Consider the following 26,856-nt stretch of genomic DNA (forward strand, 5'->3'; position numbering starts at 1 on the left):
CCCGCCGAGATGGTCGGACCGTCGGACGGACCGACTATCTCGGCAGCGACGATCCGCCGAGGTAGTCGGTCCGTCCGGACGGCGCGACTACTTCGCGGCCGTGGCCGCGGTGGCCTTCGCCTCGAGGAAGCCCAGCATCGTGCGCACGCCCACGCCGGTGCCGCCCTGCGGCGTGTAGCCGTGCGCACCCTTCTCGTTGTACGCCGGGCCGGCGACGTCCAGGTGCGCCCAGGGCGTCGAGCCGACGAACGACCGCAGGAACACGCCCGCGGCCAGCATGCCGCCCCAGCGCTCGCCCACGTTCGCGATGTCGGCCACCTTGGACTTCAGGCCCGCGGCCAGCTCCTCGGGGAGCGGCATCGGCCAGAACAGCTCGCCCGTCGCGTCGGCGGCGGCCTTGACGGCGTCGCGCACGTCCTCGGTGCCCATGACGGCCGAGACGCGGTTGCCGAGCGCGACCATCTGCGCGCCGGTCAGGGTGGCGATGTCGAGCACGACGTCGTGCCCGTCCTCGACCGCTGCGACGAGGCCGTCGGCCATGACGAGGCGGCCCTCGGCGTCGGTGTTGAGCACCTCGACCGTCTTGCCGCCGTAGATCGTGATGACGTCGCCCGGGCGCTGCGCGTTGCCGCCCGGCATGTTCTCAGCGATGCACAGGTAGCCGGTCACGGCGACGGGCAGGCCGAGGCGCGCGGCGGCAAGGACCGTGTGCAGCACGGCCGCGGCGCCCGCCATGTCGGACTTCATCGCGTCCATGCCGGCGGCCGGCTTGATCGAGATGCCGCCGGTGTCGAACGTGATGCCCTTGCCGACCAGCGCGATCTTCGAGACCGGCTTCGACGGGGTGTAGGCCACCTTCACGAGGCGCGGGCCGCGGACCGAGCCCTGGCCGACGGCGGTCAGGCCGCCGTAGCCGCCCGAGGCAAGCTGCTTCTCGTCCAGGACGGTCACCTTCACGCCTTTGACGTCCTTGGCCGCGGCCTTCGCCAGGTCGGCGAACGCCGCCGGGAAGAGGTCGTTCGGGGCGGTGTTCACCAGGTCGCGCACGCCGTGCACGGCGCCGGCGATCACGGCGGCACGGTCCACGGCGGCCTTCGCGCGCGCGGACTTCGTCAGGGGGGTCACCACCTCGAGCGCCGCGACCGGCGCCTTCGGGCCCTTCGTCGCGTCGCCGTTCTTGGCGCTGCGGTACCGGTTGTACGCGTAGGCGCCGAGCAGCGCGCCCTCCACGACGGCGGCCAGCTCGTCCTCGTCCGACGCCGGCAGCGCGACGACTGCCGAGTCCAGGCCGGCGAGCTCGCGGGCGGCGGCGCCGGCCGCGCGGCGCAGCGTCTCGGGCGCGAACGTCCCGTCCTGGCCGCGCTCGCCCAGACCGGTCAGGACCAGCACGTCGGCCTTGAGGCGCGGGCCGGCGGGCAGCTTGCGCACCTCGTCGCGCGCGCCGGAGATACCGAGCTGGGGCGCCAGGGTCTCGAGCTCCGTCGCCAGGTCGGCGGGCAGCTGATCGGCGACGACGGCCACGCCGTCGGACGTCTGGGCCGTCGCGACCACGAGCACGTCGGCCCGGACGCTGGTGGGATTCTTGCTGGAGAGGGTCACTTCCGTCACGAGGCCGATGCTATCCCGCAGCACCCGTCGCGCCCCCCGATTCAGGGCCCGACCGGCCGTGCCGGTAGTCTGCCTGCGTGGTCCTTCCCCTCCTCCTGCTCGTGGTCGCGCTCTGCGTGGTCCTCGCCGGGTGGGCCGGCTGGTTCGTGGCGCGGGACCGCGCCGTGATCCTCCGCCAGCTCTGGGGCGGGGCCGTGATCGAGGGCCTGCTGATCGTGCAGGGCGTGGTGCAGGGCGTGATCGGCGCCAGCGGTGACGGCCCGGCCGACCCCCTGCTGTTCTGGGGCTACTTCGCGACGGCGCTGGTGATCCTGCCGTTCGCGGCTGCGTGGGCGTTCGCCGAGCGGACGCGATGGAGCTCGGTCGTGCTCCTCGTCGCGGCACTGACCGTCGCCTTCCTGGAGTGGCGGCTCTGGCAGATCTGGGCGGGAGCGTGACGGTGTTGGCGATGGCAGGAACGGCTGGACGGACGGGGCGCGGCTTCGGGCGCGTGCTCGTCTCGGTGTACGGGATACTCGCGTTCGCCGCGACGGGCCGGTCCACGTACGAGCTCGCGACCAAGTTCACCGAGGCGCCCGTCGCCTACTCGCTGTCGACGCTCGCCGCGCTCGTCTACATCCTCGCCACCGTGGCGCTCGCCCTCGGCGGGCGCCGCCCCGGCTGGCGCGGCATCGCCTGGGCGGCCGTCGGGGTCGAGGCGGCCGGCGTGCTGACCGTCGGCACCCTCTCCCTGCTGGACACAGGTGTGTTCGGCGAGTCCACCGTGTGGTCCGGGTACGGTCAGGGGTACGGCTACGTCCCCCTCGTCCTACCCTTCGTTGGCCTGTGGTGGCTGTGGCACACGCGCCCCCCGAGCACGCCCCGGCTCCCCGATGCGACGGAGGTCCCTGCATGAGCCTGCTCTACTCGCTGCTGTTCAACGGCGTCTTCCGGCGCATGGATCCCGAGCGCGCGCACGAGCTGGCCTTCGGCCTGATCGAGCGCGCGGGTTCGGTGCCCGTGCTCCGGGACGTGGTCCAGGGCGGGCTCGCGCCGTACCTGGGCCGCGGCATCGGCGGACCGGGGAGCGTGCGGGTGTTCGGGCGGGTCGTGCCGGCGCCGTTCGGCCTGGCGGGTGGCTTCGACAAGAACGCCCGCGCCGTGCGGGGGCTGACGATGCTCGGCTTCGGCTTCGTCGAGATCGGCACCGTCACGGCGCACTCGCAGCCGGGCAACGACATGCCGCGCATGTGGCGCGAGCTCGACCTGCGCGGCATCCGTAACCGCATGGGCTTCAACAACGAGGGTGCTGCCGCGGCTGCGGAGCGCCTGCGAGCGCTGCGGTCCACGAAGGCCGGGCGCGCAATCGTTGTCGGCGCGAACATCGGCAAGACGAAGGTCACGCCCGCCGCCGAGGCGGCCGTTGACTACGCCACGTCCGCCCGGCTCCTCGCCCCCTGGGCCGACTACCTCGTCGTCAACGTCTCGTCCCCGAACACGCCCGGCCTGCGCGACCTGCAGGCCACCGAGTCGCTGCGGCCCATCCTCGAGGCCGTGCGCGCCGCGGCGGACGAGGCCACGCGCGTCGGCTCCGGCGGGCGCCGCGTCCCGCTCCTGGTCAAGATCGCGCCCGACCTCGCGGACGACGACGTCGACGCCGTCGCCGACCTCGCCCGTGAGCTGCGCCTCGACGGCGTCGTCGCCGTCAACACCACCATCGGGCACGACCGCGGGCCCGGCGGCCTGTCCGGCCCGGCGCTGCGCACGCGCGGCCTGCAGGTCGTCTCCCGCCTGCGCAAGCGCCTCGGCGAGGGTCCGGTCATCATCGGTGTCGGCGGCATCACGACCGCCGACGACGTCCGCGCCTACCTGCGCGCCGGAGCCGACCTCACCCAGGGGTACACGTCGTTCGTCTACGAGGGGCCGCTCTGGGCGTCGCGCATCAACCGTGCGCTCACCCGCTCGGCGGGCTCCGCAGCCAGCGGGAGGCACGAGTGATCCGGCCGCAGTGGGAGTGGGCCTTGGACGACGCCGAGGGGCGCCGCCTGACCGAGCCCGTCACCCCGGTGTTCACCACCCAGTACGACGCCGAGCTGTGGCTCGGCGAGCACTGGCGCTCGCTCGCAGGCGCCGGAGCGGTGGTGGCCAGCCTCCTGCACGACGGCAACCAGGCGACCCCCTCGGTGGAGCTCCGGACGCCGTAGGCCGGTGCCGCTCAGTCGCGGAGCGTCCTCTTGAAGAACGTCGCCGAGTCCTCGTAGCCCAGCGCTCGGTAGAAGTCGCCGGCGCGGCGGCTCGCCAGCGAGACGTAGGCCGCGCCGCGCTCCGCCGCCCAGGCCTCCGCGCCCGCCATGAGCGCGGCGCCGGCGCCGCGGCGCCGGTGGCTCTCGGCGACCATCACCTCCTCCACCCAGCACACCGGCCCGTTCGCGAGGAACGTCCCGTGCACGTGTGCCAGCAGGTAGCCGACCATCTGGGGGCCGTCGCCCGCGACGAGGAGGTGAGCTCCGGCGTCGGGCAGGAGGGTCGCGAAGGTGGCCTCGAAGGCGGGCCGCTCCGGGCGGAAGCTGGTGGCGAAGTCACGGGCGAGCGGCCACACCGCGTCGACGTCGCCCGCGACGGCGGGCCGGATCAGCAGGCTCATGCGCCGCACCCTACGCCGAGCCGGTGACGGGTCAGATGTCGAGGGAAGCGCTCGCGGCGACGGCGGCGTCGACCGCCTGGCGGTCGTCCGGGTCCAGCGCGTCGAGCGCACCGGGTTCCGCCACGGCCGCGGCCAGCGCGTCCTGCGCGGCTCGGGCGGCGGCCGCGTCCTCGAGCCGCACCGCCAGCTCCGCCAGGTACGCGAGCGCGGGGGCCCGCTCCGCGAGCGGCGCGTCGGGCGCGCGGTCGAGCGCTCCCGCCAGGATCTTGCGGGCCTGCGTCTCGTCGCCGTGCGAGTCGGCGAGGACCACCGCGCTGTCGAGCGCGCGGATCACGCGCCCCTCGCCCGACGGCGCCCACGACGTGGTGGCGCCCTCGCCGGCGGCGACCGGGACGTCGTCGGCCAGGTCGGGGGCGCGGCTGACCCGCACCCAGTTGCCCGCCGGGTCCACCAGGCTGAACCCGGACAGCCCGGCGTTGTCGGAGCGGCGCCGGGGCCGCGTGATGCGCGGGACGCCCGACAGCGGCAGGCGTCCGTACCGCGCCCGCAGGCCGTCCGCGAAGAGCTCGTGCAGCGGCGCGGTGTCCGCGACGGCGATCGCGCACGTCGAGTGGTTCTGGTCCCGGTCCCAGCCCGGCATGCCGTAGTAGTGCAGCTCGACGCCGCCGCGCTTGAGGGCCACGTACGGGTTGGGACGCGTCTGCCGGTACACGACCTCGAGCCCGAGATCGGTCCAGAAGGCCACCAGCTCGTCGACGTCGCCGCAGGGCAGCATGGGGATCATCCGGGCGGTCGCGGTGACGTCGTCGGCGGGGCTGCCCATGAAGGTCACCCTACCGACGGCGGCGGGAGCGCGCGCCGGTGTTACCGTCGCAAGGTGCCCGAGCTCGTCTACCCGACCGTCCGGCTGCGCGGCTCCTGGCTCGAGGCGTTCGCGGAGTGGGAGCCCGGCGCGCACCTGGACGGTGCCGGGCTGCGGGCAGGTGACGACGTCCTGACGGAGCCCGGTTTCGCGGCCTGGGTGGACCGCCTGCGGGGCGCCGCCGGACCCTCGGGCGCCGCCGGCGACGACTCGCCCGTCACCTACTGGTGGGTCGCGGAGGGCAGCACATACCTCGGCGCGGTCGAGCTGCGCCACCACCTGGACGCGTTCCTCCTCGACGCGGGAGGGCACGTCGGGTACAGCGTGCGTCCGTCTGCCCGACGCCGCGGCGTCGCGACCTGGGCGCTCGGCGCCGTGCTCGACGAGGCGAGGTCCCGTGGCATGCACCGGGTGCTCGTGACCTGCGCGGCCCGCAACACCGGTTCGGCGCGTGCGATCGAGCACAACGGGGGCGTCCTGGAGGACGTGCGGCGCACGGCGGTGGGCAGGGTGCGGCGGTACTGGATCGAGCAGCCCTGACGCGGACGCGCCAGGGCGCCGGCCCGGCGGCCCCGCTCAGCCGCCGACCCGCTCCCACGCCCGCGCGAGCCGCGGCACCGCGAGCGCCAGCTCGTCGGGCGTGCGCGTGTAGGTGAGGCGGAACCGGTCGCGCGCGGAGCCGTCGGGGGTAAAGACGGGACCAGCGTTGACGAGCACGCCTTCCGCGGCGGCGGCAGCGGCGAACGCCTGGGCAACGGGCCGGCGGAGGCCGACCCACAGGCACAGCCCGCCCGGGGGCGCCTCGACCTGCCAGACGGGCACCGCCTCGCGCAGGAGGCCGACGATCAGGTCCCGCCGCTCTCGCAGTCCGGCGAGCCGGCCGGGCAGCACCTCGGCGCGGCGGCCGAGGAGCTCGACGACGGCGAGCTGGTCCAGCACGGCCGTCGAGATGTCCATCGACTGCCGTGTGCGGGCGAGCCGTTCCACGACCTGCGGGTCGGCGCGGACCCAGCCGATCCGCAGCCCGCCCCAGAAGGTCTTGGACGCCGACCCCACGCTCACGAGGTGCGGCGACGTCCCGTCGCCCGCGAACGGCCCGGTCACGGCTGAGCCCGGGTCGAGAGCGAGCTCGGTCAGCGTCTCGTCGCCCACCACCGTCACGCCGTAGCGGTCGGCGAGCGCGCGCACGGCGGCGCGCGCCTCGCCGTCGAGGGAGCTGCCGGTCGGGTTGTGGAAGTCGGGCACCAGGTAGACGAGCCGCGGCCGGGTCTGCCGCACCGCCGACTCGAGCTGCTCGACGTCGCCCGCCCGGAAGCCCACGAGCCGGGCACCTGCCTGCCGCAGCGACTCCATCGCGTGGTAATACGTGGGCGACTCCACCACCGCCGGGCCACGCGGCCCCACGAACGTCTGGGCCAGCAGCGTGATGGCCTGCTGCGCGCCGGTGGTGACGAGGATCTGGTCGGCCGTGGTCGGCATGCCTCGCTCGCGGTACCGCGCGGCGACCGCCTCGCGCAGCGGCTCGATCCCGTGGTGCGCGTACCCACCGGTGCCCAGGTACGCGGGCAGGGCCTCGAGCGCCCTCGCGAACGCGTCGTACAGCGCGGGCGGTGCCGCCGGGGTGGCCTGCGCCAGGTCCAGCAGAACGTCTTCCCGCGGTCCGACGGCGGACGCTCGCCCGGGTGCACCGGCCCGCCCCTCGGGGGGCTCCGCCCGGCCCAGGCCGGGGTGCTCGTCCGGCGACGCGCTCTGCAGGGGCGAGCGACCGGCGTCGGGCAGCGGGTCCGCCATGCCCGGCAGGTGCGGGCCCGGACCGGGTCCGAACGGGTCGAGGGCGGGCGCGTCGCCTGCGACGGGGCGGGCGAGCGGCGGGCGCCCGCCGCTGCGCGGGAGGACCGCGACGGTGCCGGAGCCGACCCGGCTCACCGCGAAGCCGAGCTCGCGCAGCCGCCCGTACGCGGCGGCGGTCGTGGTGCGCGAGACGTCGAGCGCCGCCGCGAGCTCGCGCTCGCTCGGCAGACGCGTGAGCGGCGCGAGCGTGCCCGCCAGGACGGCGGCGCGCAGCGCGTCGGCCAGCGCGAGGTAGGCGGGCCCACCGGCGTGCCACTCGCCGAGCAGGCGGGCCGCTCCGGCCGGGGAGAGGTGGCGCAGCACCTGGGGGGCGACGGACACGGAGGAGGCCATGGGGCCACTGTGCGCGAATTGGCTATAGATGGCAAGGCCAATGCTGGGTGATGGTAGGCGGCATGACCGAGACCCTCGCTCCCGTCGCTGCTCCAGCCGCCGAGCCCGCTGTGACCGTGCCGGCGTCGGCCCCGCGCCCGGCAGCGCCCGCGGACCCGTTCGCCGGCCGTGCCGCCGCGATCGAGCGCGGGCTCGCAGGCATGGTGCCCCCGGCCGCTGGGCGCGGGCTCCTGGACGGACGCGGGCCCGCCGCGCCGGCCGTCGCGATGTCACCGGCTCGCCGCGGGGTCCAGCTCCCGCTCGGCCTGCTGGGGTACGCCGTGTCCACCGCGATGCTCCTGCACTCGGGCTACGGCGGCATGCCGTGGGACGTGCTGCACCAGGGCCTGGTGCGCTCGTCGGGCCTGTCGTTCGGCACGGTGATCGCGGCGGTGTCGGTCCTCGTGCTGGCCGTCTGGATCCCGCTGCGCCAGCGGCCGGGCATCGGCACCCTCGCGAACGTCGTGGTGATCAGCCTCGCGATCGACCCGGCGCTCCTCGTCCTCGGGCGGCTCGTGCCGGACCCGGGCGTCGCGGCGTCCGTGGCGCTCGCGGTCGGCGGCGTGGTGCTCAACGGCGTGGCCACCGCTGCGTACATCGGCGTGCGCCTCGGGCCGGGGCCGCGGGACGGCCTGATGACCGGTCTCGTGGCGCGCACCGGGTGGTCCGTGCGGCTCGTCAAGACGGGGATCGAGGTGTCCGTGGTGGTCTCGGGCGCCCTCCTCGGCGGCACGCTGGGCTGGGCCACCGTCGCCTACGCGCTCGGTGTCGGCCCGGTGGTGCAGCTCGCCGCCCGGTGGCTGGCTCCGTCGGGCCTGGCGGCGCGCCGCTGACCCCCGGTCGATTCGATTCGAACGTATGTCATAGGGTGTGGCTTATGCCCAACTACCGATACCTCGGCAACAGCGGCCTCAAGATCTCCGAGATCACGTACGGCAACTGGCTCACGCACGGCTCGCAGGTGGAGAACGACGTCGCGACGGCGTGCGTCCGTGCCGCCCTCGACGCCGGCATCACCTCGTTCGACACCGCGGACGTCTACGCGAACACCAAGGCCGAGCAGGTGCTCGGCGACGCGCTGAAGGGCGAGCGCCGTGAGTCGCTCGAGATCTTCACGAAGGTCTACTGGCCCACGGGTCCGGCCGGCCCCAACGACTCGGGCCTGTCGCGCAAGCACATCATGGAGTCGATCAACGGCTCGCTCACCCGCCTCGGCACCGACTACGTGGACCTCTACCAGGCCCACCGGTTCGACACCGAGACCCCGCTCGAGGAGACGATGCAGGCGTTCGCCGACGTCGTCCGCCAGGGCAAGGCCCTCTACATCGGCGTCAGCGAGTGGACCGCGGACCAGATCCGCCAGGGCCACGCGCTCGCCAAGCAGCTCGGCTTCCAGCTCATCTCGTCTCAGCCGCAGTATTCGATGCTGTGGCGCGTGATCGAGGACGAGGTCGTCCCGGCCTCGGAGGAGCTCGGCGTCTCGCAGATCGTCTGGTCGCCGATGGCGCAGGGCGTGCTGTCCGGCAAGTACCTGCCGGGTCAGCCGGTGCCGGAGGGCTCGCGCGCGACCGACCCCACGGGCGCCCGCATGATCGGCCGCTTCATGACCGACGAGGTCCTCACCGCGGTGCAGAAGCTCAAGCCGGTGGCCGACGAGCTGGAGCTCACCATGGCCCAGCTCTCCGTCGCGTGGGTCCTGCAGAACGACAACGTCGCCGCCGCGCTCGTCGGCGCCTCGCGCCCGGAGCAGGTCGCGGAGAACGTCAAGGCAGCGGGCGTGGTCATCCCGGTCCACCTCATGAAGCAGATCGACGACGCCCTCGGCGACGTCGTCGTGCGCGACCCGGCCAAGACGGCCGAGAACTCGCCGGCCACGCGCCCGAGCTGACGGACCACTCCGCAGCGGCCCCGGCCGCTCGAGGTATGGAAAGGGCGGGAATCCGAGCTCGGATTCCCGCCCTCTCCATATCCACCGCGGTGCTGCGGTACTACTCGCGCGGTTCTCAGACGGGGTACTCGCCGTGCTTCTTGCTCATCGCGCGCGGCAGGCGCGACCGGCGGATCTGGTAGGCGCGCGTCACGGCGTACATCATCGTGCCGCCGGGCACCTCGCCGAACTTCGCGAGCAGGCGCTTCTTCAGCGTCCGCCACAGCAGCACGGCGTCGATGAGCGTGAGGCCCAGGTAGCCGTACAGGCCGAGCAGCACGAGGACGCCGATCTCGGGCCGCGACTGCGTGAAGAACGTCGCGAACAGGAACACGAACGCGATCGGCAGGAAGAACTCGCCGAGGTTCCAGCGTGCGTCCACGTAGTCGCGCACGTACCGGCGCAGCGGACCTTTGTCCTTCACGGGCATGTGCTTCTCGTCACCGGTCTGCATGGCCTGGTAGGTCCGCTCGCGGTCGATGCGGCGCTGCTCCCGTGCGGCCTTCGCGGCGGCCTTGCGGTCGGTCGGCACCAGGGGTCGCTTGTTCGCGGCCTCGGCCTCCTTGCGCTTCGGCGTGGGCCGTCCCTTGCCCGACGCCGCACCGGCCGTCTCGGACGAAGAGGTCACCTGGTCGGGGGTCACGCCGGGGGAGGTCACACCGGCCGGGGAGTCCGTCTTGCTACGGGAGAACACCACTCGATTCTAGTCGCACGCCGGCGGACCTCCGCCGTCGGAGCGCGGAGGTAGCGTTGAGCGGGTGACCAACGAAACCCAGGTGGGCGTGCTCCGGGAGCGCGTAGCCCAGATCTTCCCCGCGCTGCAGTCCGACCTCGAGGCGCTCGTGCGCATCCCGAGCGTGTCGGCGGCGGCGTTCGACCAGGCGCACGTGGCCGCCGGCGCGCAAGCTGTGGCCGAGCTCCTCGCGGGCGCGGGCCTGCCCGAGGTGCAGGTGCTGCGCGCGAACAAGCCGGACGGCACGCCGGGTGCGCCCGCCGTCGTGGCACGCCGGCCCGCCCCTGAGGGCGCCCCGACCGTGCTGCTGTACGCGCACCTCGACGTGCAGCCGCCGGGCGACCCGGCGGCGTGGAACACCGACCCGTTCACCCCGACGCAGGTGGGGGAGCGGCTCTACGGTCGCGGCGCGGCGGACGACAAGGCCGGCATCGTCGCGCACCTCGGCGCGCTGCGCGTGCTCGGTGACGAGCTCGGCTGCGGCGTGACCGTCTTCGTGGAGGGGGAGGAGGAGGACGGTTCGCCGTCGTTCCGCGCGTTCCTCGAGGAGTACCGCGACCTGCTCGCCGCCGACGTCATCGTCGTGGCCGACTCCACCAACTGGAAGATCGGCGTGCCCGCGCTGACGACGTCGCTGCGTGGCCTCGTCGACGGGTACGTCGAGGTGGAGGTCCTGGAGCACGCGGTGCACTCGGGCATGTTCGGCGGCGCTGTGCTGGACGCGTACACGGTGCTCGCGCGGCTGGTCGCCACGCTGCACGACGATGGCGGGGACGTCGCGGTGGCGGGCCTGGTCACGGCGCCCGAGCCGCTCGTCGACTACGCGGAGGACGCGCTCCGGGCGGACTCGTCGCTGCTCGACGGCGTGGCCCTGGTCGGTACCGGATCGATCGCCGGCCGCCTGTGGTCGAAGCCGGCGCTGGCCGTGATCGGGATCGACGCGACGCCGACGGCGCAGGCGTCGAACACGATCACTCCCCGAGCGAAGGCGAAGCTGTCGATGCGCCTCGCGCCGGGTCAGGACCCAGCGGCTGCCGCCGAGGCGCTCGGGGAGCACCTGGTGAAGAACGCGCCGTTCGGTGCCCGCGTCACCTGGACCACCAAGGAGACGGGCAAGGCGTTCCTCGCGCCCGGCGACTCGGCCGCGATGGCGGCGGCCCGCTGGGCCTTCGCGACGGCATGGGGCACCGACCCGGTCGACATCGGTGTGGGCGGGTCCATCCCCTTCATCGCGGACCTGCTCGAGGTCTTCCCCGACGCGGCGATCCTGGTCACGGGCGTCGAAGACCCGGACTCACGGGCGCACGGTGCCAACGAGTCGGTGCACCTGGGTGAGCTGCAGAAGGTGGTCCTGGCGGAGGCGCTGCTGCTGAGCAGGGTCGCCCAGGGCCTCTGACCCTCCCGACAAGAATCGCCGGCCGAGGTAGTAGGTCCGTCGGACGCAACAACTACCTCCGCGGAGATCCCTGGCCGAGGTAGTAGGTCCGTCGGACGGACCTACTACCTCGGCGGGAATCGCGCGTAGAGCTTCAGGCGGTCGTCACGCGTCCGCCCGCTCCTCCGGACGCGGGGCGACGTCGAGCACCCGGGCCCAGGACGCGACGTCCTCGGGCAGCTCGGGGCTCGTGAGAGCCGGGTCGTACGCCGCGATGACGTCCGGTGCCGGGATGCGATTGCCGTTCCGGTCCAGGAACCGGCCGGCGACGACACCGCGCGCGCAGAGCGCTCCCTTGCACGTGAAGACCTGCTCGATGTAGACGCACCGCTCGTCCCAGCCGAGCATCCGCGACGTGATCTCGAACCGCTCGAACGGCTGCAGCGAGCGGCGGTACTTCATGGTCGACGCGGCGACCACGGGATACCAGTCGTGCTTCTTCGCGGCCTCGAACGCGCCGGCGTCCGCCATGAGGTTGCTCCGTGCGACGTCCATCATCTGCAGGTACGAGCCGTTGTTGACGTGCCCGTAGAGGTCCAGGTCCTGGGGCCATACCCGCATGCGGGTGACGGACGGCTCGAGGATCCCCCGGCCGGGGACGCGCCGGCGCGGCACGAGCGCGGCCCACGTGAGCTGCAGCATGCGAGTCATGTGACGCAGGTTATACCGCGCACGGGCGGTATCGGATACCTCGCTTCCCGCGTAGGCGGGCTAGGTCCCGTACGCGATCGAGCGCGCGACGGACTTGGCCACCCCGGGCGACTCCAGGCGCCCGACGAGGTGGAGCGCCATGTCGATCCCTGCCGACACGCCGGCGGAGGTCAGGACGTCGCCGTCGTCCACGAACCGCGCCTCGGTGTCGACGAGGATGCTGGGGTCGAGCTCGGCGAGCTCGTCGTAGTGGTCGTGGTGCGTCGTGGCCGGCCGGCCCGCGAGGAGCCCCGCGGCCGCGAGCACCAGCGCGCCGGTGCACACGCTGGCCAGGAGGGGCGTCTGCGCGCGCATCGCGCGCAGCCACTCGAGATGCCCGGGTTCGGTGATGAGGGTCCGCGTACCGATCCCGCCCGGGTAGACGAGCAGGTGCAGCGGCCCGACGTCGTCCGCCGAGCGCGCGGGCACGAGCCGCATGCCCCTGGCGAGCCGCACGCCGGACCCGTCCCAGGAGAAGGTGTCCACCTGCGGGCGCAGCTCGGAGTGCTCGCTCCAGGCGGCGAGCACCTCGAACGGGCCGACGACGTCCAGCTCCTCCGCGCCGTCGAAGACGAAGATGCCGATCCGCAGGCCGCCGTTGCCGGTCATCGCGCGCCGGTCAGATTCCCGGGAGGGCCAGCATCTGGTCGAGTGCGACGCGCGCCCAGTGCGCGTCGTCGGGATCCACGACGATCCGGTTCACCACTCGACCGGCGACGAGCGACTCCATCGCCCACACCAGGTGCGGCAGGTCGATGCGGTTCATGGTGGAGCAGAAGCACACCGTCGAGTCGAGGTAGTGCACGTTCTGGTCCGGGTGCTCGCGCGCGACCCGGCGGACGAGGTTGAGCTCCGTGCCGATGGCCCACGATGAGCCGGGCTCGGCCGCGTCGAGCATCTTGATGATGTACTCCGTGGAGCCCACGTAGTCGGCGGCCGTGACGACCTCGTGCTTGCACTCGGGGTGCACCAGCACGTTGACGTCCGGGACGGCGGCGCGGATGTCGTGGACGTTCTGGACGGAGAACCTGCCGTGCACCGAGCAGTGGCCACGCCACAGGATCACGCGGGCGTCGCGCAGCTCGGCGTCCGTGAGGCCGCCGTTCGGCTTGCGCGGGTCGAAGACGACGCACGCCTCCAGGGGCAGCCCGAGCTTCAGCACGGCCGTGTTGCGGCCGAGGTGCTGGTCGGGCATGAAGAGCACCTTGCCGGTGCCGTCCACCCCGCCCACCTGGTCGAACGCCCAGCGCAGCGCGACCTCCGCGTTGGAGGACGTGCACACGGTGCCGCCGTGGCGGCCGGTGAACGCCTTGATCGCGGCGGACGAGTTCATGTACGTGACCGGGATCGTGTCGCCGGCGATGCCCAGGTCCTCCAGGACCGCCCAGGCCTCGTCGACCTGGTGGATCGCCGCCATGTCGGCCATCGAGCAGCCGGCCGCGAGGTCCGGCAGCACGACCTGCTGCGCGTCCGAGGTGAGGATGTCCGCGCTCTCGGCCATGAAGTGCACGCCGCAGAACAGGATGAACTCCGCCTCGGGGCGGGCGGCCGCCTCGCGGGCGAGCTTGAACGAGTCGCCCGTCACGTCGGCGAAGTCGATGACCTCGTCGCGCTGGTAGTGGTGGCCCAGCACGAACGCCCGGTCGCCCAGGGCGGCGCGAGCCGCGCGAGCCCGTTCCACGAGATCCGGGTCGCTGGGCGCGGGCAGCTCGCCCGCGCACTCGACGCCACGCTCGGACGCGAGGTCCCGCCCTTGCCCGAGGAGCAGCAACGACGACGGCGACGGCTCGGTGAAGTTGGCCAGAAGCGTGCTCACGGCACCATGGTGACACACGGCGCCCACATGATCCCCGGGTCTAGGGTCGGTTCGTGCACGTGCTGCTCCTGGCCACCGACGAGACCGCGGCGAGGTCTCTCGCGGCAGCGTGGGCGGACGCGGCCCCGCACACGACCTGCGAGGTGCGCGCCGTCGGCGGGCCCGTGCCGGGCGTCCCGGCGGCGCCGGCACCCGGTCCGGCCGGCGCGTCGGGCGGCGGCGTCCTGGTCGCCGGCGCGAGGCTCCCCGTCGGCGGACCGGCCGCTGCCGGACCCGTTCCGGCGGAGCCTGGCCTCGCGGCCGCGGCCGCACGTGCCGACCTCGTGGTGGTCGCCGTCGACGTGCTGGACGTGACCACCCTGCACGAGGGACCGGTGCCCGAGGCGGCGCGTGCCGCCGCACCGCACGCGGTGCCCGTCGTCGTGCTGGCCGGGCGCAGCGAGGTGGGTCGCCGCGAGTGGTCCGCGGCGGGGCTGAGCGGCGTCCACGAGATCGGTGACGGCGACCTCGGCCGGCCCGCACGGGTGGCGCGCGTGGCGCGCACGTGGACCCCGGGGTGGCAGGCGTGACGTGGGTCACGGACCTGCGCCCGCGCCCGGCGTACTATCGGGAACAGAGCGCTGGGCGGCGGTGTTTGCAAGGTCTGCGAGACGACCGTCCCGGCCGCAGCGCCGGACACGTGCCAGATCAGGAGATGACATGACCGAGACCACTTCCGACGTCACCACGCACGGCGTCGTCCTCACCGACTTCGCCGCGAACAAGGTGCGCAGCCTCCTCGAGCAGGAAGGCAGGGACGACCTGCGCCTCCGCGTGGCGGTGCAGCCTGGCGGCTGCTCGGGCTTGATCTACCAGCTCTACTTCGACGAGCGCGTTCTCGAGGGTGACGCGCTGCGCGACTACGACGGTGTCGAGGTCGTCGTGGACAAGATGAGCGTGCCGTACCTCGAGGGCGCGACGATCGACTTCGCCGACACCATCGAGAAGCAGGGCTTCACGATCGACAACCCGAACGCGGGCTCCGCCTGCGCCTGTGGCGGCTCCTTCTCCTGACGCGTTCTCCTGACGCGCCAAGTTCTGCCCGACGACGGCCCGGTCACCTCACGAGGTGACCGGGCCGTCGCGCTGTCCTCGCCCGCTCAACGGAGCCGGACGGTCAGGGACCAGGTGCCGTCCGTCTCCTCGTCCGACACCATCTCGTGGCCGCGCATCCGCGCCCATGCGGGGACGTCGTACCGGACCGCCGGGTCGGTCGACAGGACGGTGACGAGCGTGCCCGGCCCGAGGCCCTTCGCCCGGGCGGCGAGCCGGATGACGGGCAGCGGGCACCGCAGCCCGCGCGCGTCCACCACCTCGGCGTCCACCTCCGGCCTGCTCACAGGCCCTGCACCCCCAGCAGCTCCCGCACGCGCGCGACGGCCCCGGGCAGCACTGCGAGAAACCGCTCGACGTCGTCGGCGGTGGTGGAACGGTCGAGCGCGACCCGCACGTTGCCGTGCGTGAGCACGCCCATCGCGGCGAGCACGTGCGACGGCTCCAGCGTGCTCGACGTGCACGCCGACCCGGAGCCGACGGCGAAACCCGCCCGGTCGAGCTCCGTCACGAGCGCCTCGCCGTCCACGTAGAGGAACGAGAACGTCACGACGTGGGGGAGCCGGGCATCGGGGTCGCCCACGACCTCGACGTCCGGGATGGCGGCGACCGCGGCCCGCACCCGGTCCACGAGCGCGCGGCGACGCAGCTCCTGCGTGACACGGTCCGCCTCCACGGCCTCGAGCGCGACGGCGGCGGCGAACGCCAGCGGGACGCTGACCCCGCCGGGCGCCCAGGGGTCCTCGTCCTCCGGCCCGGGCGGCACGGCTCGGACCCGCTGCCGCACCGCCAGCAGGCCGACGCCCGCGGGACCGCCCCAGTCGGCCGGGTCGGCGGCGAGCAGGTCCCACGCGTCCGGGACGGCCACGTGCCCGAGGCTCGCGCCCGCGTCGACGAGCAGCGGCACGCCGGCGGCGCGGGCGGCGGCGTGCACCTCCTCGACGGGCTGCATGGTGCCCACCTCGCCGTTGGCGTGCTGCAGGGCGGCCAGCGCCACGCCGCGGCGGCCGACGGCCTCGACCATGGCGGAGGCATCGACCCGGCCGAGCCGGTCGACGGGGACCACGGTGCGACCCGGCGAGCCGGAGGAGCCCGCAGCGGCGTCGGCCGCGTGGAGCACCGCCGCCCGCTCCACGGCGCTCACCACGACGCCGGAGCCGGCACGACGGCGGCCCGCGGCTGCTGCGGCGACCGCAGCGTGCAGGGCGGCCGTGTGGGACGGCGTGAACCGCACCTCGTCCGTCCGGGCCCCGAGCACGGCGGCGACGGCCTCGCGTGCGCCGTCGAGGAGACGGGCGGCGCGGCGCCCCTCCGCGTGGAGCCGGCGGGGGTCGGCCCAGCCGTCGTCGAGGGCCTGGACCAGGGCCTGACGGGCGAGCGGGTGCCACGGGGCGCGCCCGCCGTTGTCGAGGTGCACGCGCTGCGTGGTGAGCGTCACAGGACTCCTCCGAGGTGCGGCCCGGCCGCGGTGCGCGGCCGGGAAGGGCGTTCGTCCGGGCGGTGAACAGCCGTCGTCCTCCGATCGTCGCACCCGTGCGGGCCGATCGTTCTGACACTCGCATCATCGGTGTCCTGAACAGCGCCGATGTGCCGTCATCGTCACGTCGGCGGTGGCCGGTTCCGGCGTCGCGGGCCCGGACGGCGCGCTAGGCTGCGGTGTATCGAGGACGAAGGTTCTGCGTGGAACCCGTGTGAGTGCCCCACGGCACCGGTGACGGGGACCAGCCGGACGAGACGTGAAAGGCCCCCCTTGCACTCGAAGCCACCGACCCGCACCCGGCGGGCCATCCTGCGCGCGTCGGCCATTGCCGTCGCGATCGCCGTGCTGGCCTCCGGCTGCGCCAGCGACACCGTCCAGCGCGGGTACCTACCCGGATTCACCGACGGGCAGGTGACGAATCAGACCGAGCGCATGACCACCCTGTGGGTGGGCTCGTGGATCGCCGCCCTCGCCGTCGGCGTCATCACGTGGGGTCTGATCCTCTGGTGCGTCGCCGCCTACCGCAAGCGTCGTGACGACCACCAGCTGCCGGTCCAGACGCGGTACCACCTGCCGCTCGAGCTCATGTACACGGCTGTGCCGGTCATCATGGTGCTCGTGCTCTTCTACTGGACGGACAAGGACATGTCCGCGGTCCAGGACCTGAGCGGCGCCGACACGGCCGACGTGAACATCCAGGTCGTCGGCAAGCAGTGGAGCTGGGACTTCAACTACCTGGACGAGGACGTCTACGACTTCGGCGAGCACGAGGGCGACCCGGGCAGTGTCACCGCCGAGGAGCAGGTGGACGGCGTGCCGGGCACCTCGACCGAGTTCCCGACGCTGTACCTGCCGGTGAACCAGTCGGTGCACTTCACGCTGGACTCGCGCGACGTGATCCACTCGTTCTGGATCCCCGCGTTCCTCTACAAGCGCGACATGATCCCGGACCGCACCAACGAGTTCGTCGTGACCCCCACGCGTGAGGGCACGTACGCCGGCAAGTGCGCCGAGCTCTGCGGCGAGTTCCACTCGGGCATGCTCTTCAACGTGAAGGTCGTCTCCCAGGAGGAGTACGACGCCCACATGGACGAGCTGCGGGCCATGGGCCAGACCGGTTCGCTGGAGTCGGGCGAGGGTGCGGAGAACTCCGACCTCGACCGCCACTCGGACGGCGCGGGCACCCTGAACAACGAGGAGGCGGACGAGTGACGGCCGCATATACGACCGAGCTGATCCCCGGCCTGCGGCCGGAGCGGCAGACCCTCGGTCGTACCATCATCAAGTGGATCACCTCCACCGACCACAAGACGATCGGGTACATGTACCTGATCACGTCGTTCATCTTCTTCGCCATCGGCGGCCTGATGGCGCTCGTGATCCGTGCGGAGCTCTTCGAGCCCGGCATCCAGCTCGTGCAGAGCAAGGAGCAGTACAACCAGCTCTTCACGATGCACGGCACGATCATGCTGCTGCTGTTCGCGACCCCGCTGTTCGCGGGCTTCGCCAACGTGATCATGCCGCTGCAGATCGGCGCCCCCGACGTGGCGTTCCCGCGCCTCAACATGTTCGCCTACTGGCTGTACCTGTTCGGCGCCATCATCACCACGGCGGGCTTCCTCACGCCGCAGGGCGCGGCCTCGTTCGGCTGGTTCGCGTACCAGCCTCTGTCGTCGACGACCTTCAGTCCGGGGCTGGGCGGCGATCTGTGGGTCTTCGGCCTCGCGCTCGCCGGCTTCGGCACGATCCTCGGTGCGGTCAACTTCATCACCACGGTCATCACGATGCGTGCGCCCGGCATGACGATGTTCCGCATGCCGATCTTCACCTGGAACACGCTCGTGACGAGCCTCCTGGTGCTGATGGCCTTCCCCCCGCTGGCCGCCGCGCTGTTCGCGGCGGGTGCCGACCGCCGGCTCGGCGCGCAGATCTTCGACCCGGAGAATGGTGGGGCCATCCTGTGGCAGCACCTGTTCTGGTTCTTCGGGCACCCCGAGGTCTACATCATCGCGCTGCCGTTCTTCGGCATCGTCACCGAGGTCTTCCCGGTCTTCTCGCGCAAGCCGATCTTCGGCTACACGGGCCTGGTCTACGCAACGATCGCCATCGCCGCGCTGTCGGTGACGGTGTGGGCGCACCACATGTACGTGACGGGCGCGGTCATGCTGCCGTTCTTCGCGTTCATGACCATGCTCATCGCGGTCCCGACCGGCGTGAAGTTCTTCAACTGGATCGGCACGCTGTGGCGCGGCAAGCTCACGTTCGAGACGCCGATGCTGTGGAGCATCGGCTTCCTCGTGACCTTCCTCTTCGGCGGCCTGACGGGCATCATCCTGTCCAGCCCGGCCCTCGACTTCCACCTGTCCGACTCCTACTTCGTGGTGGCGCACTTCCACTACGTCGTGTTCGGCACCGTGGTGTTCGCGATGTTCGCGGGCTTCTACTTCTGGTGGCCGAAGATGACGGGCCGCATGCTGTCGGAGCGCCTGGGCAAGGTGCACTTCTGGATGCTGTTCGTGGGCTTCCACACGACCTTCCTCATCCAGCACTGGCTGGGCGTCGAGGGCATGCCCCGCCGCTACGCGGACTACATGCCGGAGGAGGGCTTCACCTGGGAGAACCAGGTGTCGACGGTGGGCGCCTTCCTGCTCGGCGCCTCCACGCTGCCGTTCCTCTGGAACGTCTACACGACGTGGCGCAACGCGCCCAAGGTCACGGTGGACGACCCGTGGGGCTACGGCCGCTCCCTCGAGTGGGCCACGTCCTGCCCGCCGCCGCGGCACAACTTCACGTCGCTGCCCCGCATCCGCTCCGAGTCGCCGGCCTTCGACCTGCACCACCCCGAGGTCGCGGCGATGGAGCACCCGGACCTGCACCCCGGCGTCCTCGACAAGATCTATGGTGAGGCCGACCGTCGCGGGCAGAAGGAGGTCGTGGTCGAGCGCACCACGGCGCACGCCGAGGCGAGCGAGCAGAGCACGACGGTGATCGTCGACGACCAGGAAGAGGGGACCACCAAGTGAAGAACGAGACGAGGCTCTTCCTGGCGGGTGCGCCGTTGTTCGTCCTGGCCGGTGTCGTCTACGGGTACATGACGGAGTGGCAGGAGCCGGTCGGCTACCTGGGCATGCCGCTCGTCGGCGCGCTGGTGGCGATGATCGGCGCCTACCTCGCCCTCACGGCCCGGCGTATCGACGACCGTCCCGAGGACGACCCGAACGGCAACATCGAGGACGGCGCCGGCGACCAGGGCGTGTACGCCCCGTGGAGCTGGTGGCCCCTGGCCATCGGGGCTGCCGCGGCGATCGCGTTCCTCGGCCTCGCCGTCGGCTGGTGGGTGCTCTACTTCGGCCTGGCGATCGGCGTCGTCGGTCTCACCGGCTGGGTCTTCGAGTTCTCGCGCGGACAGCACGCGCACTGACCTCGGCGCAGACCTCGATGGGCCACCTTCCCTACGGAAGGTGGCCCATCGGCGTCGGGCGCCCTGTCCCACCGGGCGGATCAGTGCGAGGCGGCGAGTGCCCAGCGGGCGAGCGCGGCCTCGGCGGCGCCGTCGTCGATGCTGCGGGCCGCGTGGCCCAGACCGGCGAAGAGCCGTTCGGTGAGGGTGCCCTCGGCCGTGCCGGGCAGGCTGCCGTCGGCGACCAGGGCCGCCGCCGCGTTGAGCAGCACGGTGTGGCGCACCGGCCCCTCCTTGCCGGCCAGGATGTCGCGCGCGACGTCGGCGTTGTACGCGGCGTCGGCCCCCCGCAGGTCCTCGACCGTGATGGGTGCGAGGCCGAGGTCGACCACCGGGTCGAGGCGGTGCTCCGTGACGGCGCCGCCCGACACCTCCCAGACGGTCGCCGGGCCGGTGGCCGCGAGCTCGTCGAGGCCGTCGTCACCCCGGAAGACCAGCGCGGACGTGCCGCGGGCGGCGAAGACGCCCGCCATGAGGGGCGCCATGCGCGCGTCGGCGCAGCCCACCGCGGCGGCGCGCGGCTGCGCGGGGTTCGTGAGCGGGCCCAGGAAGTTGAACACCGTCGGGATGCCGAGCTCCTTGCGGGCCACGCCCGCGTGCCGCATCGACGGGTGGAACACGGTCGCGAAGCAGAACGTGATGCCCGCCTCGATCGCGATCTCGGCTACGCGCTGGGGCGTGTGGTCGAGGCGGATGCCGAGCGCCTCGAGCACGTCGGCCGAGCCGGACGACGACGTCGCCGCCCGGTTGCCGTGCTTCACGACGCGCACGCCGGTGCCGGCCACCACGACGGCCGCCATGGTGGACACGTTCACGGTGTGTGCGCGATCGCCGCCGGTGCCGACGACGTCCACCGACGGACCGGGCACCTCGATCCGTGTGGCGTGCGCCAGCATGGCCTCGACGAGGCCCGCGAGCTCGTCCACCGTCTCGCCCTTGGCCCGCAGCGCCGTCAGGAACGCGGCGAGTCGCAGGGGCGAGACCTCGCCCGACATGACCTGGTCCATGGCCCACCAGGCTTGCTCGCGCGTCAGGTCGGTGCCGGCGACGACGTCGCCCAGCATCCCGGGCCAGGTACGGGTGGGGTCGGTGGTCACGCGGGGTCCTCCGGGTAGGTGGTGCGGTGAGTGAACTATGCGACGAGACGAGCCACAGCCTGCTGCAGCGTGATGGCGTCGAGCGGGCGGGCGACCACGCCGTCGGCGAGCGACCAGGTGGCCAGCCACGCGTCCTGCGGGCGGCCCGTCAGGACGAGGACGGGCGGGCAGTTGTAGACCTCGTTCTTGAGCTGGCGGCACATTCCCATGCCGCCGGCCTTGTCCGCCTCGCCGTCCAGGACGAGGAGGTCCCAGGACTGGTGGTCGGCCGCGTCGATGACTGCGGCGGCCGTCGCCACCTCGTGCCAGACGATCGCCGGGCCGCCGGCCGCGAGCCGTGGCCCGACGGCGAGGCGCACCCGCTCGCGCACCGTCCGGTCGTCGCTGTACAGCAGGATCCGGGGGGCGGCGACGGTGGTGGTCGTCGAGGTCCCCGTGCTGGTCACGTCCGTGGTCATGCTCGCTCCTCCTCGTGGGCCGACAGCGTCGTCGCCTGACTGATCGTGGCACACCGCCGGGCTCGGCGGCAGGCGTGTCTCACGGCCTTTTCATGGCACTGTCCCACACTCCGTCAGCAAGTGAAGGGTTTGTGACATTCGACGCCAGGGACTGAAAGGGTTCGTGGCGTGAACAGGTCGAACGTCGGCCATAATGGCTCACGTGTCGACCGCAACGGCTGCTGCCACCCACACCCACCAGCACGTGAGCGTCAATCGCCCGAACCCCGTGCAGGTCGGGACGATCGTCTGGCTCGCGAGCGAGCTCATGTTCTTCGCCGCGCTCTTCGCGATGTACTTCACGGTGCGGCAGACCATGCCCGTCGAGGAGTGGGCCGCCCAGGCGGGCAAGCTCGACCTCGGCTTCTCGACGATCAACACCACGGTGCTGGTGCTGTCGTCGTTCACCTGCCAGGCAGGCGTCTTCGCCGCCGAGCGGTTCCAGCCGAACCGGACGGGCAGCATCTTCGCGTTCTGGCGCTGGGGGATGAACGAGTGGATGACGCTGACGTACCTGATGGGCGCGTTCTTCATCGGCGGCCAGATCTTCGAGTACACCGAGCTGGTCCACCAGGGCCTGTCGATCTCCTCCAGCCCCTACGGCTCGGTCTTCTACATCACCACCGGCTTCCACGGCCTCCACGTCCTCGGCGGCCTGATCGCCTTCCTCTTCCTGCTCGGCCGCTCGTTCGCCGCGAAGAAGTTCGGTCACCACGAGGCCACCACGGGCATCGTCGTGTCGTACTACTGGCACTTCGTCGACGTCGTCTGGATCGCGCTGTTCGCCGTGATCTACCTGCTGCGCTGAGCTGTACGCCGACGGCGCCCCGCGCCTGCGGCACCCCACACTCAAGAACCCCCCGATTCAGCGAGACGAGGATCTATTCGTGAAGGCACTCGCCGCCCGCAGGCACCACCGGTTCGCGCCGGCCGTGCTCCTGCTGCTGGCGCTGCTGGTCACGGGCGGCGTCTATGCCGCCCTGGCACCGAGCCCGGCTTCGGCCGACACCGCCAGCACCGCGGACATCGAGACCGGGAAGAAGCTCTTCCAGGCCAACTGCGCCACCTGCCACGGTGCGAACGCCGAGGGCAGCCCCGGCGTCCCGTCGCTGGTAGGCGTCGGTGCGGCCGCGGTCGACTTCCAGGTGTCGTCCGGCCGCATGCCGATGCAGATGAGTGGCCCGCAGGCCATCTCGAAGCCCCGGCAGATGGACGAGGAGCAGACGGCCGCGCTCGCCGCCTACGTCTCGTCGCTCGGTGCCGGCCCGGCCATCCCGACCGATGCGCAGGTCGACCCTGCCGACGGTGACATCGCCAACGGCATGGCCCTGTTCCGGACCAACTGCGCCATGTGCCACAACGCGGTGGGCGCCGGCGGCGCGCTGTCCGAGGGCAAGTTCGCCCCGGCACTGTGGGAGACCACGCCGCGCAACATCTACCAGGCCATGCTCACCGGCCCGCAGTCGATGCCCGTCTTCAACGACGCGAACGTCACTCCGGAGGAGAAGCAGGACATCATCGCGTTCCTCGTGGACCAGCGTGAGGGCTCGGCGGGCGGCAACGCCCTCGGCGGCCTCGGCCCCGTCAGCGAGGGCCTGTGGGGCTGGGCCGTCGGCATGGGCGTGCTGATCGGTGCTGCTGTCTGGATCGGAGCGAAGTCGTCGTGAGCGAGAACAAGAACACCCCCGCCGGAACGTCGCACGAGGTGACGGCGACCGAGCGGAACACCGACGTCGTCCACGCCGAGCGCTTCACCGACCCGGGGCTGCACCCTCACAAGCTCCGCCTCGCGGACACGGATCCCCAGGCGGCCAAGCGCACCGAGCGCATCGTGACCCTCCTCTTCGTGCTGTCGGTCCTGGGGACCATCGGCACGCTGGTCGCGTACGTCGCGGTGCCGCCGGAGGGTCCGACGTCGAGCGTGCGCCTGTCGACCCTGCTGCTGGGCCTCGGCCTCGCGGTGTCCCTCCTCGGCATCGGCATCGCCGGCATCCACTGGGCGAAGACCCTCATGTCGGACCACGAGATGGTCCAGGAGCGCCACCCCATGCGGAGCTCGGACGAGACGCGCGACGGCGCGGTCGCCGACCTCAACGTGGGCATCGCCGAGTCCGGGATCGGCCGTCGTGGCCTGCTCAAGGGCGCCTTCATCTCGGCGCTCGCGCTGTTCCCGCTGACGATCGCGGTGCCGCTGATCGGCAGCGTCGGCGGCGACTGGAACATCTCGAAGTTCAAGCACACGCTGTGGAAGACCGGCATGCGCCTGGCGATCGACCCGTCGGGCCGGCTCATCAAGGCAGCCGACGTCACGGTCGGCTCGGTGTTCCACGTGATTCCCGACGTGACGCAGGAGTACCGTGAGTCTCACGAGTGGATCACGGAAAAGTCCAAGGCCGTGGTCCTGCTCGTCCGGCTCAAGCCGGAGGACATCACGTCGGAGCAGGGCGAGGGCTGGTCGTACGACGGCATCATCGCCTTCTCCAAGATCTGCACGCACGTCGGGTGCCCCGTCGCCCTCTACGAGCAGCAGACGCACCACCTGCTGTGCCCGTGCCACCAGTCGACCTTCGACGTCGCGAACGGCGCGAAGGTGGTGTTCGGCCCGGCCAACCGCCCGCTGCCGCAGCTGCCCATCACGGTCGACGACGAGGGTTACCTGGTCGCGCAGGACGACTTCGCCGAGCCCATCGGCCCGAGCTACTGGGAGCGTCTGAAGTGAGCACCACCGCCTCCAACCAGCACCGCGAGGCCCCGGCGAAGCCGACGACGCCCGCCGGCAAGGCCGCCGACTACCTCGACCAGCGCACCAGCATCGGTGTCCTCGTCAAGGAGTTCGCCCGCAAGGTCTTCCCCGACCACTGGTCGTTCATGCTCGGCGAGATCGCGCTGTTCTCGTTCGTCGTGCTGCTGATCTCGGGCGTCTTCCTGACGATGTTCTTCGAGCCGTCGATGGCGCTCACCCACTACGAGGGCCAGCACCCGGCGAACATGCACGGGCAGCTCATGTCCGTCGCGTTCGCGTCCACCCTCGAGATGTCGTTCGAGGTGCGCGGCGGCCTGCTGATGCGGCAGATCCACCACTGGTCCGCGCTGATCTTCATGGCCGCGATCGTCACGCACATGATGCGCATCTTCTTCACCGGCGCGTTCCGCAAGCCGCGCGAGCTCAACTGGCTCGTCGGCATGACCATGCTGATCCTGGGCCTGGCGGCCGGCTTCTCCGGCTACTCGCTCCCGGACGACGTGCTCTCGGGCAACGGCCTGCGCATCACCGACGGCGTGATCAAGTCGATCCCGGTCATCGGTTCGTACACGTCGTACCTGGTCTTCGGCGGCGAGTTCCCGGGCGCTCACATCGTCCCGCGCCTGTTCACCATCCACATCCTGATCGTGCCGGGTCTGCTCCTCGCCCTCATCGCGCTGCACCTGTTCCTCATGGTGCTGAACAAGCACACGCAGTACCCGGGCGGCGGTCGCACGGACGACAACGTCGTGGGCTTCCCGGCCCTGCCGGTGTACGTCGCGAAGATGACCGGCAACTTCTTCATCATCTTCGGCGTGCTGGCCCTCATGGGTGCCACCATGGCGATCAACAACGTCTGGAACTACGGGCCGTTCGACCCGTCGCCGGTCTCGGCGGGCGCCCAGCCGGACTGGTACATGCTGTTCCTCGAGGGATCGCTGCGCCTCATGCCAGGCCAGGGCACGGAGTGGGTGATCGCCGGGTTCACGCTGCCGCTCAACATCCTCGTGCCCGCCATGGTGGTCCCGGGCCTGCTGTTCACGTTCCTGTTCGTCTACCCGTTCGTCGAGGCAAAGGTCCGGGGCGACGAGCGCGAGCACCACGTGCTCGACCGCCCGCGCAACGTGCCCACCCGCACCGCCCTGGGTGTCGCATTCCTGACCGCGTTCATCATCCTGGCCCTGGCCGGGTCGAACGACCTCATCGCGACGCACTTCCACCTCTCGATCAACTCGATCACCTGGGTGTTCCGCGTGCTGATCTTCGTCGGCCCCGTGTTCGCGTTCTGGGTGACCAAGCGCGTCTGCCTCGGCCTGCAGCGCAAGGATCGTGAGCTCGTGCTGCACGGCCACGAGTCCGGCCGGATCGTGCGGTTCGCGAACGGCGAGTACATCGAGGTGCACCGCCCGCTCGACGAGCAGGAGCGCTGGCTGCGCGTCAACTACCACGCGTACGAGCCGCTGCGCATCGAGCCGAAGTCGGACGCGCGGGGCGTCAAGCGCAAGGGCTACGGCGCGGACCGGCGCTGGCAGCGCCTGTCGCGGTTCTTCTTCGAGGACCGCGTCGAGCCGGTGACGCCCGCCGAGCTGGCGGCCGCGCACGCGCACGGAGAGCACGACGAGCTCGCTCCCGCCGAGCACCCGGCCATCGGTGCCGGCGTCGGCGCCGGTCACGGAACCACGCAGGGGCACTGACCCTGCGTCCCTATGCGACGACCCGTCTCCACCGTCCCTCCACGGGCCGGTGGGGCCGGGTCGTCGTCGTCCCCGGGAGGAGTCCGGGGCGACCCGCCGCCCACCACCTACGGTGAGCGGCCCGATCCAGGAGGTACCTCAGCAATGGCTGTCTACACGCTCCCTGACCTTTCGTACGACTACGGGGCACTCGAGCCGCACATCTCGGGCCGGATCATGGAGCTGCACCACTCCAAGCACCACGCGGCGTACGTCGCCGGTGCGAACACGGCGCTGGAGAAGCTCGAGGAGGCCCGGGACAAGGGCGACCTCGCGACGGTGAACCTGCACGAGAAGAACCTCGCGTTCAACCTCGGCGGTCACGTCAACCACTCCGCGTTCTGGACCAACCTGTCGCCCGAGGGCGGTGGCGAGCCGACCGGCGAGATCGGCGCCGCGATCGACGAGCACTTCGGCTCGTTCGAGAAGTTCAAGGCGCATTTCGCAGCCGTCGCGGCGGGCGTCCAGGGCTCCGGCTGGGCCATCCTCGCGTGGGACTCGGTCGGCTCGAAGCTCGTGATCGTGCAGCTCTACGACCAGCAGGGCAACATCGCGCTCGGCCTTGTGCCGATCATCCTCCTGGACTGCTGGGAGCACGCCTACTACCTGGACTACCAGAACGTCCGTGCCGACTACGTCACGGCCTGGTGGAACCTGGTGAGCTGGGCCGACGCCGAGGCGCGTCTGGGCCGTGCGAAGTCGCAGACCGCGGGTCTGATCGTCGCGTCCGTCTGACGCTCGCTGTCGCCCGACGCCGGTGGGTCGCCTCCTCGAGGCGACCCACCGGCGTCGGGCCGTCTCTGGAGCCTCCGGCCCCCCCGGCCCAACCCCACCACC

Annotated in this window: 30 protein-coding genes; 18 read left to right on the top strand and 12 right to left on the bottom strand. The window is 72.0% G+C overall.

Annotated elements, in window-relative coordinates; translation table 11 throughout:
• Positions 1 to 87: 87 nt before the first annotated feature.
• The gene (locus L1785_RS16280; RefSeq protein ID WP_236090335.1) at positions 88 to 1,608 is read right to left on the bottom strand and encodes a leucyl aminopeptidase; all 1,521 of its coding nucleotides are present in this window, start codon (positions 1,606 to 1,608) and stop codon (positions 88 to 90) included.
• 77 nt (positions 1,609 to 1,685) lie between these two features.
• Here L1785_RS16280 and L1785_RS16285 point away from each other — a divergent pair, with 77 nt between their 5' ends.
• The 4 genes from L1785_RS16285 to L1785_RS16300 are packed head-to-tail and all read left to right on the top strand — an operon-like array spanning position 1,686 to position 3,791.
• Positions 1,686 to 2,045, top strand: a complete 360-nt coding sequence (locus L1785_RS16285) for a hypothetical protein (RefSeq protein ID WP_236090336.1) — start codon at positions 1,686 to 1,688, stop codon at positions 2,043 to 2,045.
• 11 nt (positions 2,046 to 2,056) lie between these two features.
• Positions 2,057 to 2,503, top strand: a complete 447-nt coding sequence (locus tag L1785_RS16290) for a hypothetical protein (protein WP_236090337.1) — start codon at positions 2,057 to 2,059, stop codon at positions 2,501 to 2,503.
• Positions 2,500 to 3,585: a quinone-dependent dihydroorotate dehydrogenase gene (locus tag L1785_RS16295; RefSeq protein ID WP_236090338.1), complete on the top strand. Its 1,086-nt coding sequence runs from the start codon at positions 2,500 to 2,502 to the stop codon at positions 3,583 to 3,585. Before L1785_RS16290 ends, L1785_RS16295 begins: the two co-directional genes overlap by 4 nt.
• Before the next feature lie 23 nt (positions 3,586 to 3,608).
• Positions 3,609 to 3,791, top strand: a complete 183-nt coding sequence (locus tag L1785_RS16300) for a hypothetical protein (protein WP_236090339.1) — start codon at positions 3,609 to 3,611, stop codon at positions 3,789 to 3,791.
• An 11-nt stretch (positions 3,792 to 3,802) separates the two neighbouring features.
• Here the strand turns inward: L1785_RS16300 and L1785_RS16305 are convergent, their stop codons facing one another.
• Both L1785_RS16305 and L1785_RS16310 read right to left on the bottom strand, forming a co-directional pair.
• On the bottom strand, positions 3,803 to 4,231 hold the full coding sequence (locus L1785_RS16305; RefSeq protein ID WP_236090340.1) for a GNAT family N-acetyltransferase: 429 nt from the start codon (positions 4,229 to 4,231) through the stop codon (positions 3,803 to 3,805).
• A 31-nt stretch (positions 4,232 to 4,262) separates the two neighbouring features.
• Positions 4,263 to 5,054: a DUF8817 family protein gene (locus L1785_RS16310; RefSeq protein WP_236090341.1), complete on the bottom strand. Its 792-nt coding sequence runs from the start codon at positions 5,052 to 5,054 to the stop codon at positions 4,263 to 4,265.
• 54 nt (positions 5,055 to 5,108) lie between these two features.
• Here L1785_RS16310 and L1785_RS16315 point away from each other — a divergent pair, with 54 nt between their 5' ends.
• Positions 5,109 to 5,633, top strand: a complete 525-nt coding sequence (locus L1785_RS16315; protein ID WP_236090342.1) for a GNAT family N-acetyltransferase — start codon at positions 5,109 to 5,111, stop codon at positions 5,631 to 5,633.
• A gap of 36 nt (positions 5,634 to 5,669) precedes the next feature.
• Here the strand turns inward: L1785_RS16315 and L1785_RS16320 are convergent, their stop codons facing one another.
• Positions 5,670 to 7,277 (bottom strand): aminotransferase-like domain-containing protein, encoded by a 1,608-nt coding sequence (locus L1785_RS16320; RefSeq protein ID WP_236090343.1) that lies wholly within the window; start codon positions 7,275 to 7,277, stop codon positions 5,670 to 5,672.
• Positions 7,278 to 7,339: 62 nt separating this feature from the next.
• Between L1785_RS16320 and yczE the strand changes: the two genes are divergently transcribed.
• Complete coding sequence (gene yczE, locus L1785_RS16325) at positions 7,340 to 8,149, top strand: membrane protein YczE (RefSeq protein ID WP_308113355.1); 810 nt, start codon at positions 7,340 to 7,342, stop codon at positions 8,147 to 8,149.
• A 44-nt stretch (positions 8,150 to 8,193) separates the two neighbouring features.
• Positions 8,194 to 9,204 carry an aldo/keto reductase family protein gene (locus tag L1785_RS16330; RefSeq protein WP_236090344.1) on the top strand — a complete coding sequence of 337 codons (1,011 nt, stop codon included), beginning with the start codon at positions 8,194 to 8,196 and terminating at the stop codon, positions 9,202 to 9,204.
• 115 nt (positions 9,205 to 9,319) lie between these two features.
• Here L1785_RS16330 and L1785_RS16335 read toward each other — a convergent pair whose 3' ends face one another.
• On the bottom strand, positions 9,320 to 9,937 hold the full coding sequence (locus L1785_RS16335) for a DUF3043 domain-containing protein (protein ID WP_236090345.1): 618 nt from the start codon (positions 9,935 to 9,937) through the stop codon (positions 9,320 to 9,322).
• A 64-nt stretch (positions 9,938 to 10,001) separates the two neighbouring features.
• On the opposite strand from L1785_RS16335, the gene L1785_RS16340 reads away from it, so the two are divergent.
• The gene (locus tag L1785_RS16340; protein ID WP_236090346.1) at positions 10,002 to 11,372 is read left to right on the top strand and encodes a dipeptidase; all 1,371 of its coding nucleotides are present in this window, start codon (positions 10,002 to 10,004) and stop codon (positions 11,370 to 11,372) included.
• Between the two features lie 144 nt (positions 11,373 to 11,516).
• Here L1785_RS16340 and L1785_RS16345 read toward each other — a convergent pair whose 3' ends face one another.
• Genes L1785_RS16345 through nadA form a run of 3 tightly spaced genes read right to left on the bottom strand, consistent with a single transcriptional unit; the run spans position 11,517 to position 13,917 of the window.
• A complete protein-coding gene (locus L1785_RS16345) occupies positions 11,517 to 12,062 on the bottom strand; it encodes an acyl-CoA thioesterase (protein ID WP_236090347.1) in 546 nt (181 codons plus the stop codon).
• A gap of 60 nt (positions 12,063 to 12,122) precedes the next feature.
• On the bottom strand, positions 12,123 to 12,710 hold the full coding sequence (locus tag L1785_RS16350) for a DJ-1/PfpI family protein (RefSeq protein WP_236090348.1): 588 nt from the start codon (positions 12,708 to 12,710) through the stop codon (positions 12,123 to 12,125).
• A 10-nt stretch (positions 12,711 to 12,720) separates the two neighbouring features.
• Positions 12,721 to 13,917 (bottom strand): quinolinate synthase NadA, encoded by a 1,197-nt coding sequence (gene nadA, locus L1785_RS16355; protein WP_236090349.1) that lies wholly within the window; start codon positions 13,915 to 13,917, stop codon positions 12,721 to 12,723.
• 53 nt (positions 13,918 to 13,970) lie between these two features.
• Between nadA and L1785_RS16360 the strand changes: the two genes are divergently transcribed.
• Together L1785_RS16360 and erpA are read left to right on the top strand one after the other, a co-directional pair.
• Positions 13,971 to 14,486, top strand: a complete 516-nt coding sequence (locus L1785_RS16360) for a glycerate kinase (RefSeq protein WP_236090350.1) — start codon at positions 13,971 to 13,973, stop codon at positions 14,484 to 14,486.
• Positions 14,487 to 14,616: 130 nt separating this feature from the next.
• Entirely contained in the window at positions 14,617 to 14,970 is a 354-nt protein-coding gene (erpA, locus tag L1785_RS16365; protein WP_236090351.1) for an iron-sulfur cluster insertion protein ErpA, read from the top strand.
• Between the two features lie 86 nt (positions 14,971 to 15,056).
• Here erpA and L1785_RS16370 read toward each other — a convergent pair whose 3' ends face one another.
• Together L1785_RS16370 and L1785_RS16375 are read right to left on the bottom strand one after the other, a co-directional pair.
• Positions 15,057 to 15,296 (bottom strand): sulfurtransferase TusA family protein, encoded by a 240-nt coding sequence (locus L1785_RS16370; RefSeq protein WP_236090352.1) that lies wholly within the window; start codon positions 15,294 to 15,296, stop codon positions 15,057 to 15,059.
• Positions 15,293 to 16,447 (bottom strand): cysteine desulfurase family protein, encoded by a 1,155-nt coding sequence (locus L1785_RS16375; RefSeq protein WP_236090353.1) that lies wholly within the window; start codon positions 16,445 to 16,447, stop codon positions 15,293 to 15,295. Before L1785_RS16375 ends, L1785_RS16370 begins: the two co-directional genes overlap by 4 nt.
• 312 nt (positions 16,448 to 16,759) lie before the next feature.
• On the opposite strand from L1785_RS16375, the gene ctaC reads away from it, so the two are divergent.
• Genes ctaC through L1785_RS16390 form a run of 3 tightly spaced genes read left to right on the top strand, consistent with a single transcriptional unit; the run spans position 16,760 to position 19,910 of the window.
• Complete coding sequence (gene ctaC, locus L1785_RS16380; RefSeq protein ID WP_236090354.1) at positions 16,760 to 17,701, top strand: aa3-type cytochrome oxidase subunit II; 942 nt, start codon at positions 16,760 to 16,762, stop codon at positions 17,699 to 17,701.
• Positions 17,698 to 19,512: an aa3-type cytochrome oxidase subunit I gene (gene ctaD, locus L1785_RS16385; RefSeq protein WP_236090355.1), complete on the top strand. Its 1,815-nt coding sequence runs from the start codon at positions 17,698 to 17,700 to the stop codon at positions 19,510 to 19,512. The genes ctaC and ctaD overlap by 4 nt, the downstream gene beginning before the upstream one ends.
• Positions 19,509 to 19,910 (top strand): cytochrome c oxidase subunit 4, encoded by a 402-nt coding sequence (locus tag L1785_RS16390; protein WP_236090356.1) that lies wholly within the window; start codon positions 19,509 to 19,511, stop codon positions 19,908 to 19,910. Before ctaD ends, L1785_RS16390 begins: the two co-directional genes overlap by 4 nt.
• 80 nt (positions 19,911 to 19,990) lie before the next feature.
• On the opposite strand, the gene trpD is transcribed toward L1785_RS16390, so the two are convergent.
• Together trpD and L1785_RS16400 are read right to left on the bottom strand one after the other, a co-directional pair.
• Positions 19,991 to 21,013, bottom strand: coding sequence for an anthranilate phosphoribosyltransferase (gene trpD, locus L1785_RS16395; RefSeq protein ID WP_236090364.1), 1,023 nt, complete (start codon positions 21,011 to 21,013; stop codon positions 19,991 to 19,993).
• Between the two features lie 68 nt (positions 21,014 to 21,081).
• Positions 21,082 to 21,504 (bottom strand): hypothetical protein, encoded by a 423-nt coding sequence (locus L1785_RS16400; protein WP_236090357.1) that lies wholly within the window; start codon positions 21,502 to 21,504, stop codon positions 21,082 to 21,084.
• 193 nt (positions 21,505 to 21,697) lie between these two features.
• Between L1785_RS16400 and ctaE the strand changes: the two genes are divergently transcribed.
• From ctaE to L1785_RS16425, 5 genes are all read left to right on the top strand, one after another.
• Positions 21,698 to 22,351: an aa3-type cytochrome oxidase subunit III gene (gene ctaE / locus L1785_RS16405; RefSeq protein WP_236090358.1), complete on the top strand. Its 654-nt coding sequence runs from the start codon at positions 21,698 to 21,700 to the stop codon at positions 22,349 to 22,351.
• A gap of 79 nt (positions 22,352 to 22,430) precedes the next feature.
• The gene (gene qcrC / locus L1785_RS16410) at positions 22,431 to 23,210 is read left to right on the top strand and encodes a cytochrome bc1 complex diheme cytochrome c subunit (protein ID WP_236090359.1); all 780 of its coding nucleotides are present in this window, start codon (positions 22,431 to 22,433) and stop codon (positions 23,208 to 23,210) included.
• Positions 23,207 to 24,262, top strand: coding sequence for a cytochrome bc1 complex Rieske iron-sulfur subunit (gene qcrA / locus L1785_RS16415; protein ID WP_372461877.1), 1,056 nt, complete (start codon positions 23,207 to 23,209; stop codon positions 24,260 to 24,262). The genes qcrC and qcrA overlap by 4 nt, the downstream gene beginning before the upstream one ends.
• On the top strand, positions 24,259 to 25,980 hold the full coding sequence (gene qcrB, locus L1785_RS16420) for a cytochrome bc1 complex cytochrome b subunit (RefSeq protein ID WP_236090360.1): 1,722 nt from the start codon (positions 24,259 to 24,261) through the stop codon (positions 25,978 to 25,980). Before qcrA ends, qcrB begins: the two co-directional genes overlap by 4 nt.
• Before the next feature lie 144 nt (positions 25,981 to 26,124).
• Positions 26,125 to 26,754 (top strand): superoxide dismutase, encoded by a 630-nt coding sequence (locus L1785_RS16425; protein ID WP_236090361.1) that lies wholly within the window; start codon positions 26,125 to 26,127, stop codon positions 26,752 to 26,754.
• Positions 26,755 to 26,856 lie beyond the last annotated feature (102 nt).

This window comes from Antribacter soli (assembly GCF_021568775.1).
In the GTDB taxonomy this organism is placed as follows: domain Bacteria; phylum Actinomycetota; class Actinomycetes; order Actinomycetales; family Cellulomonadaceae; genus Antribacter; species Antribacter soli.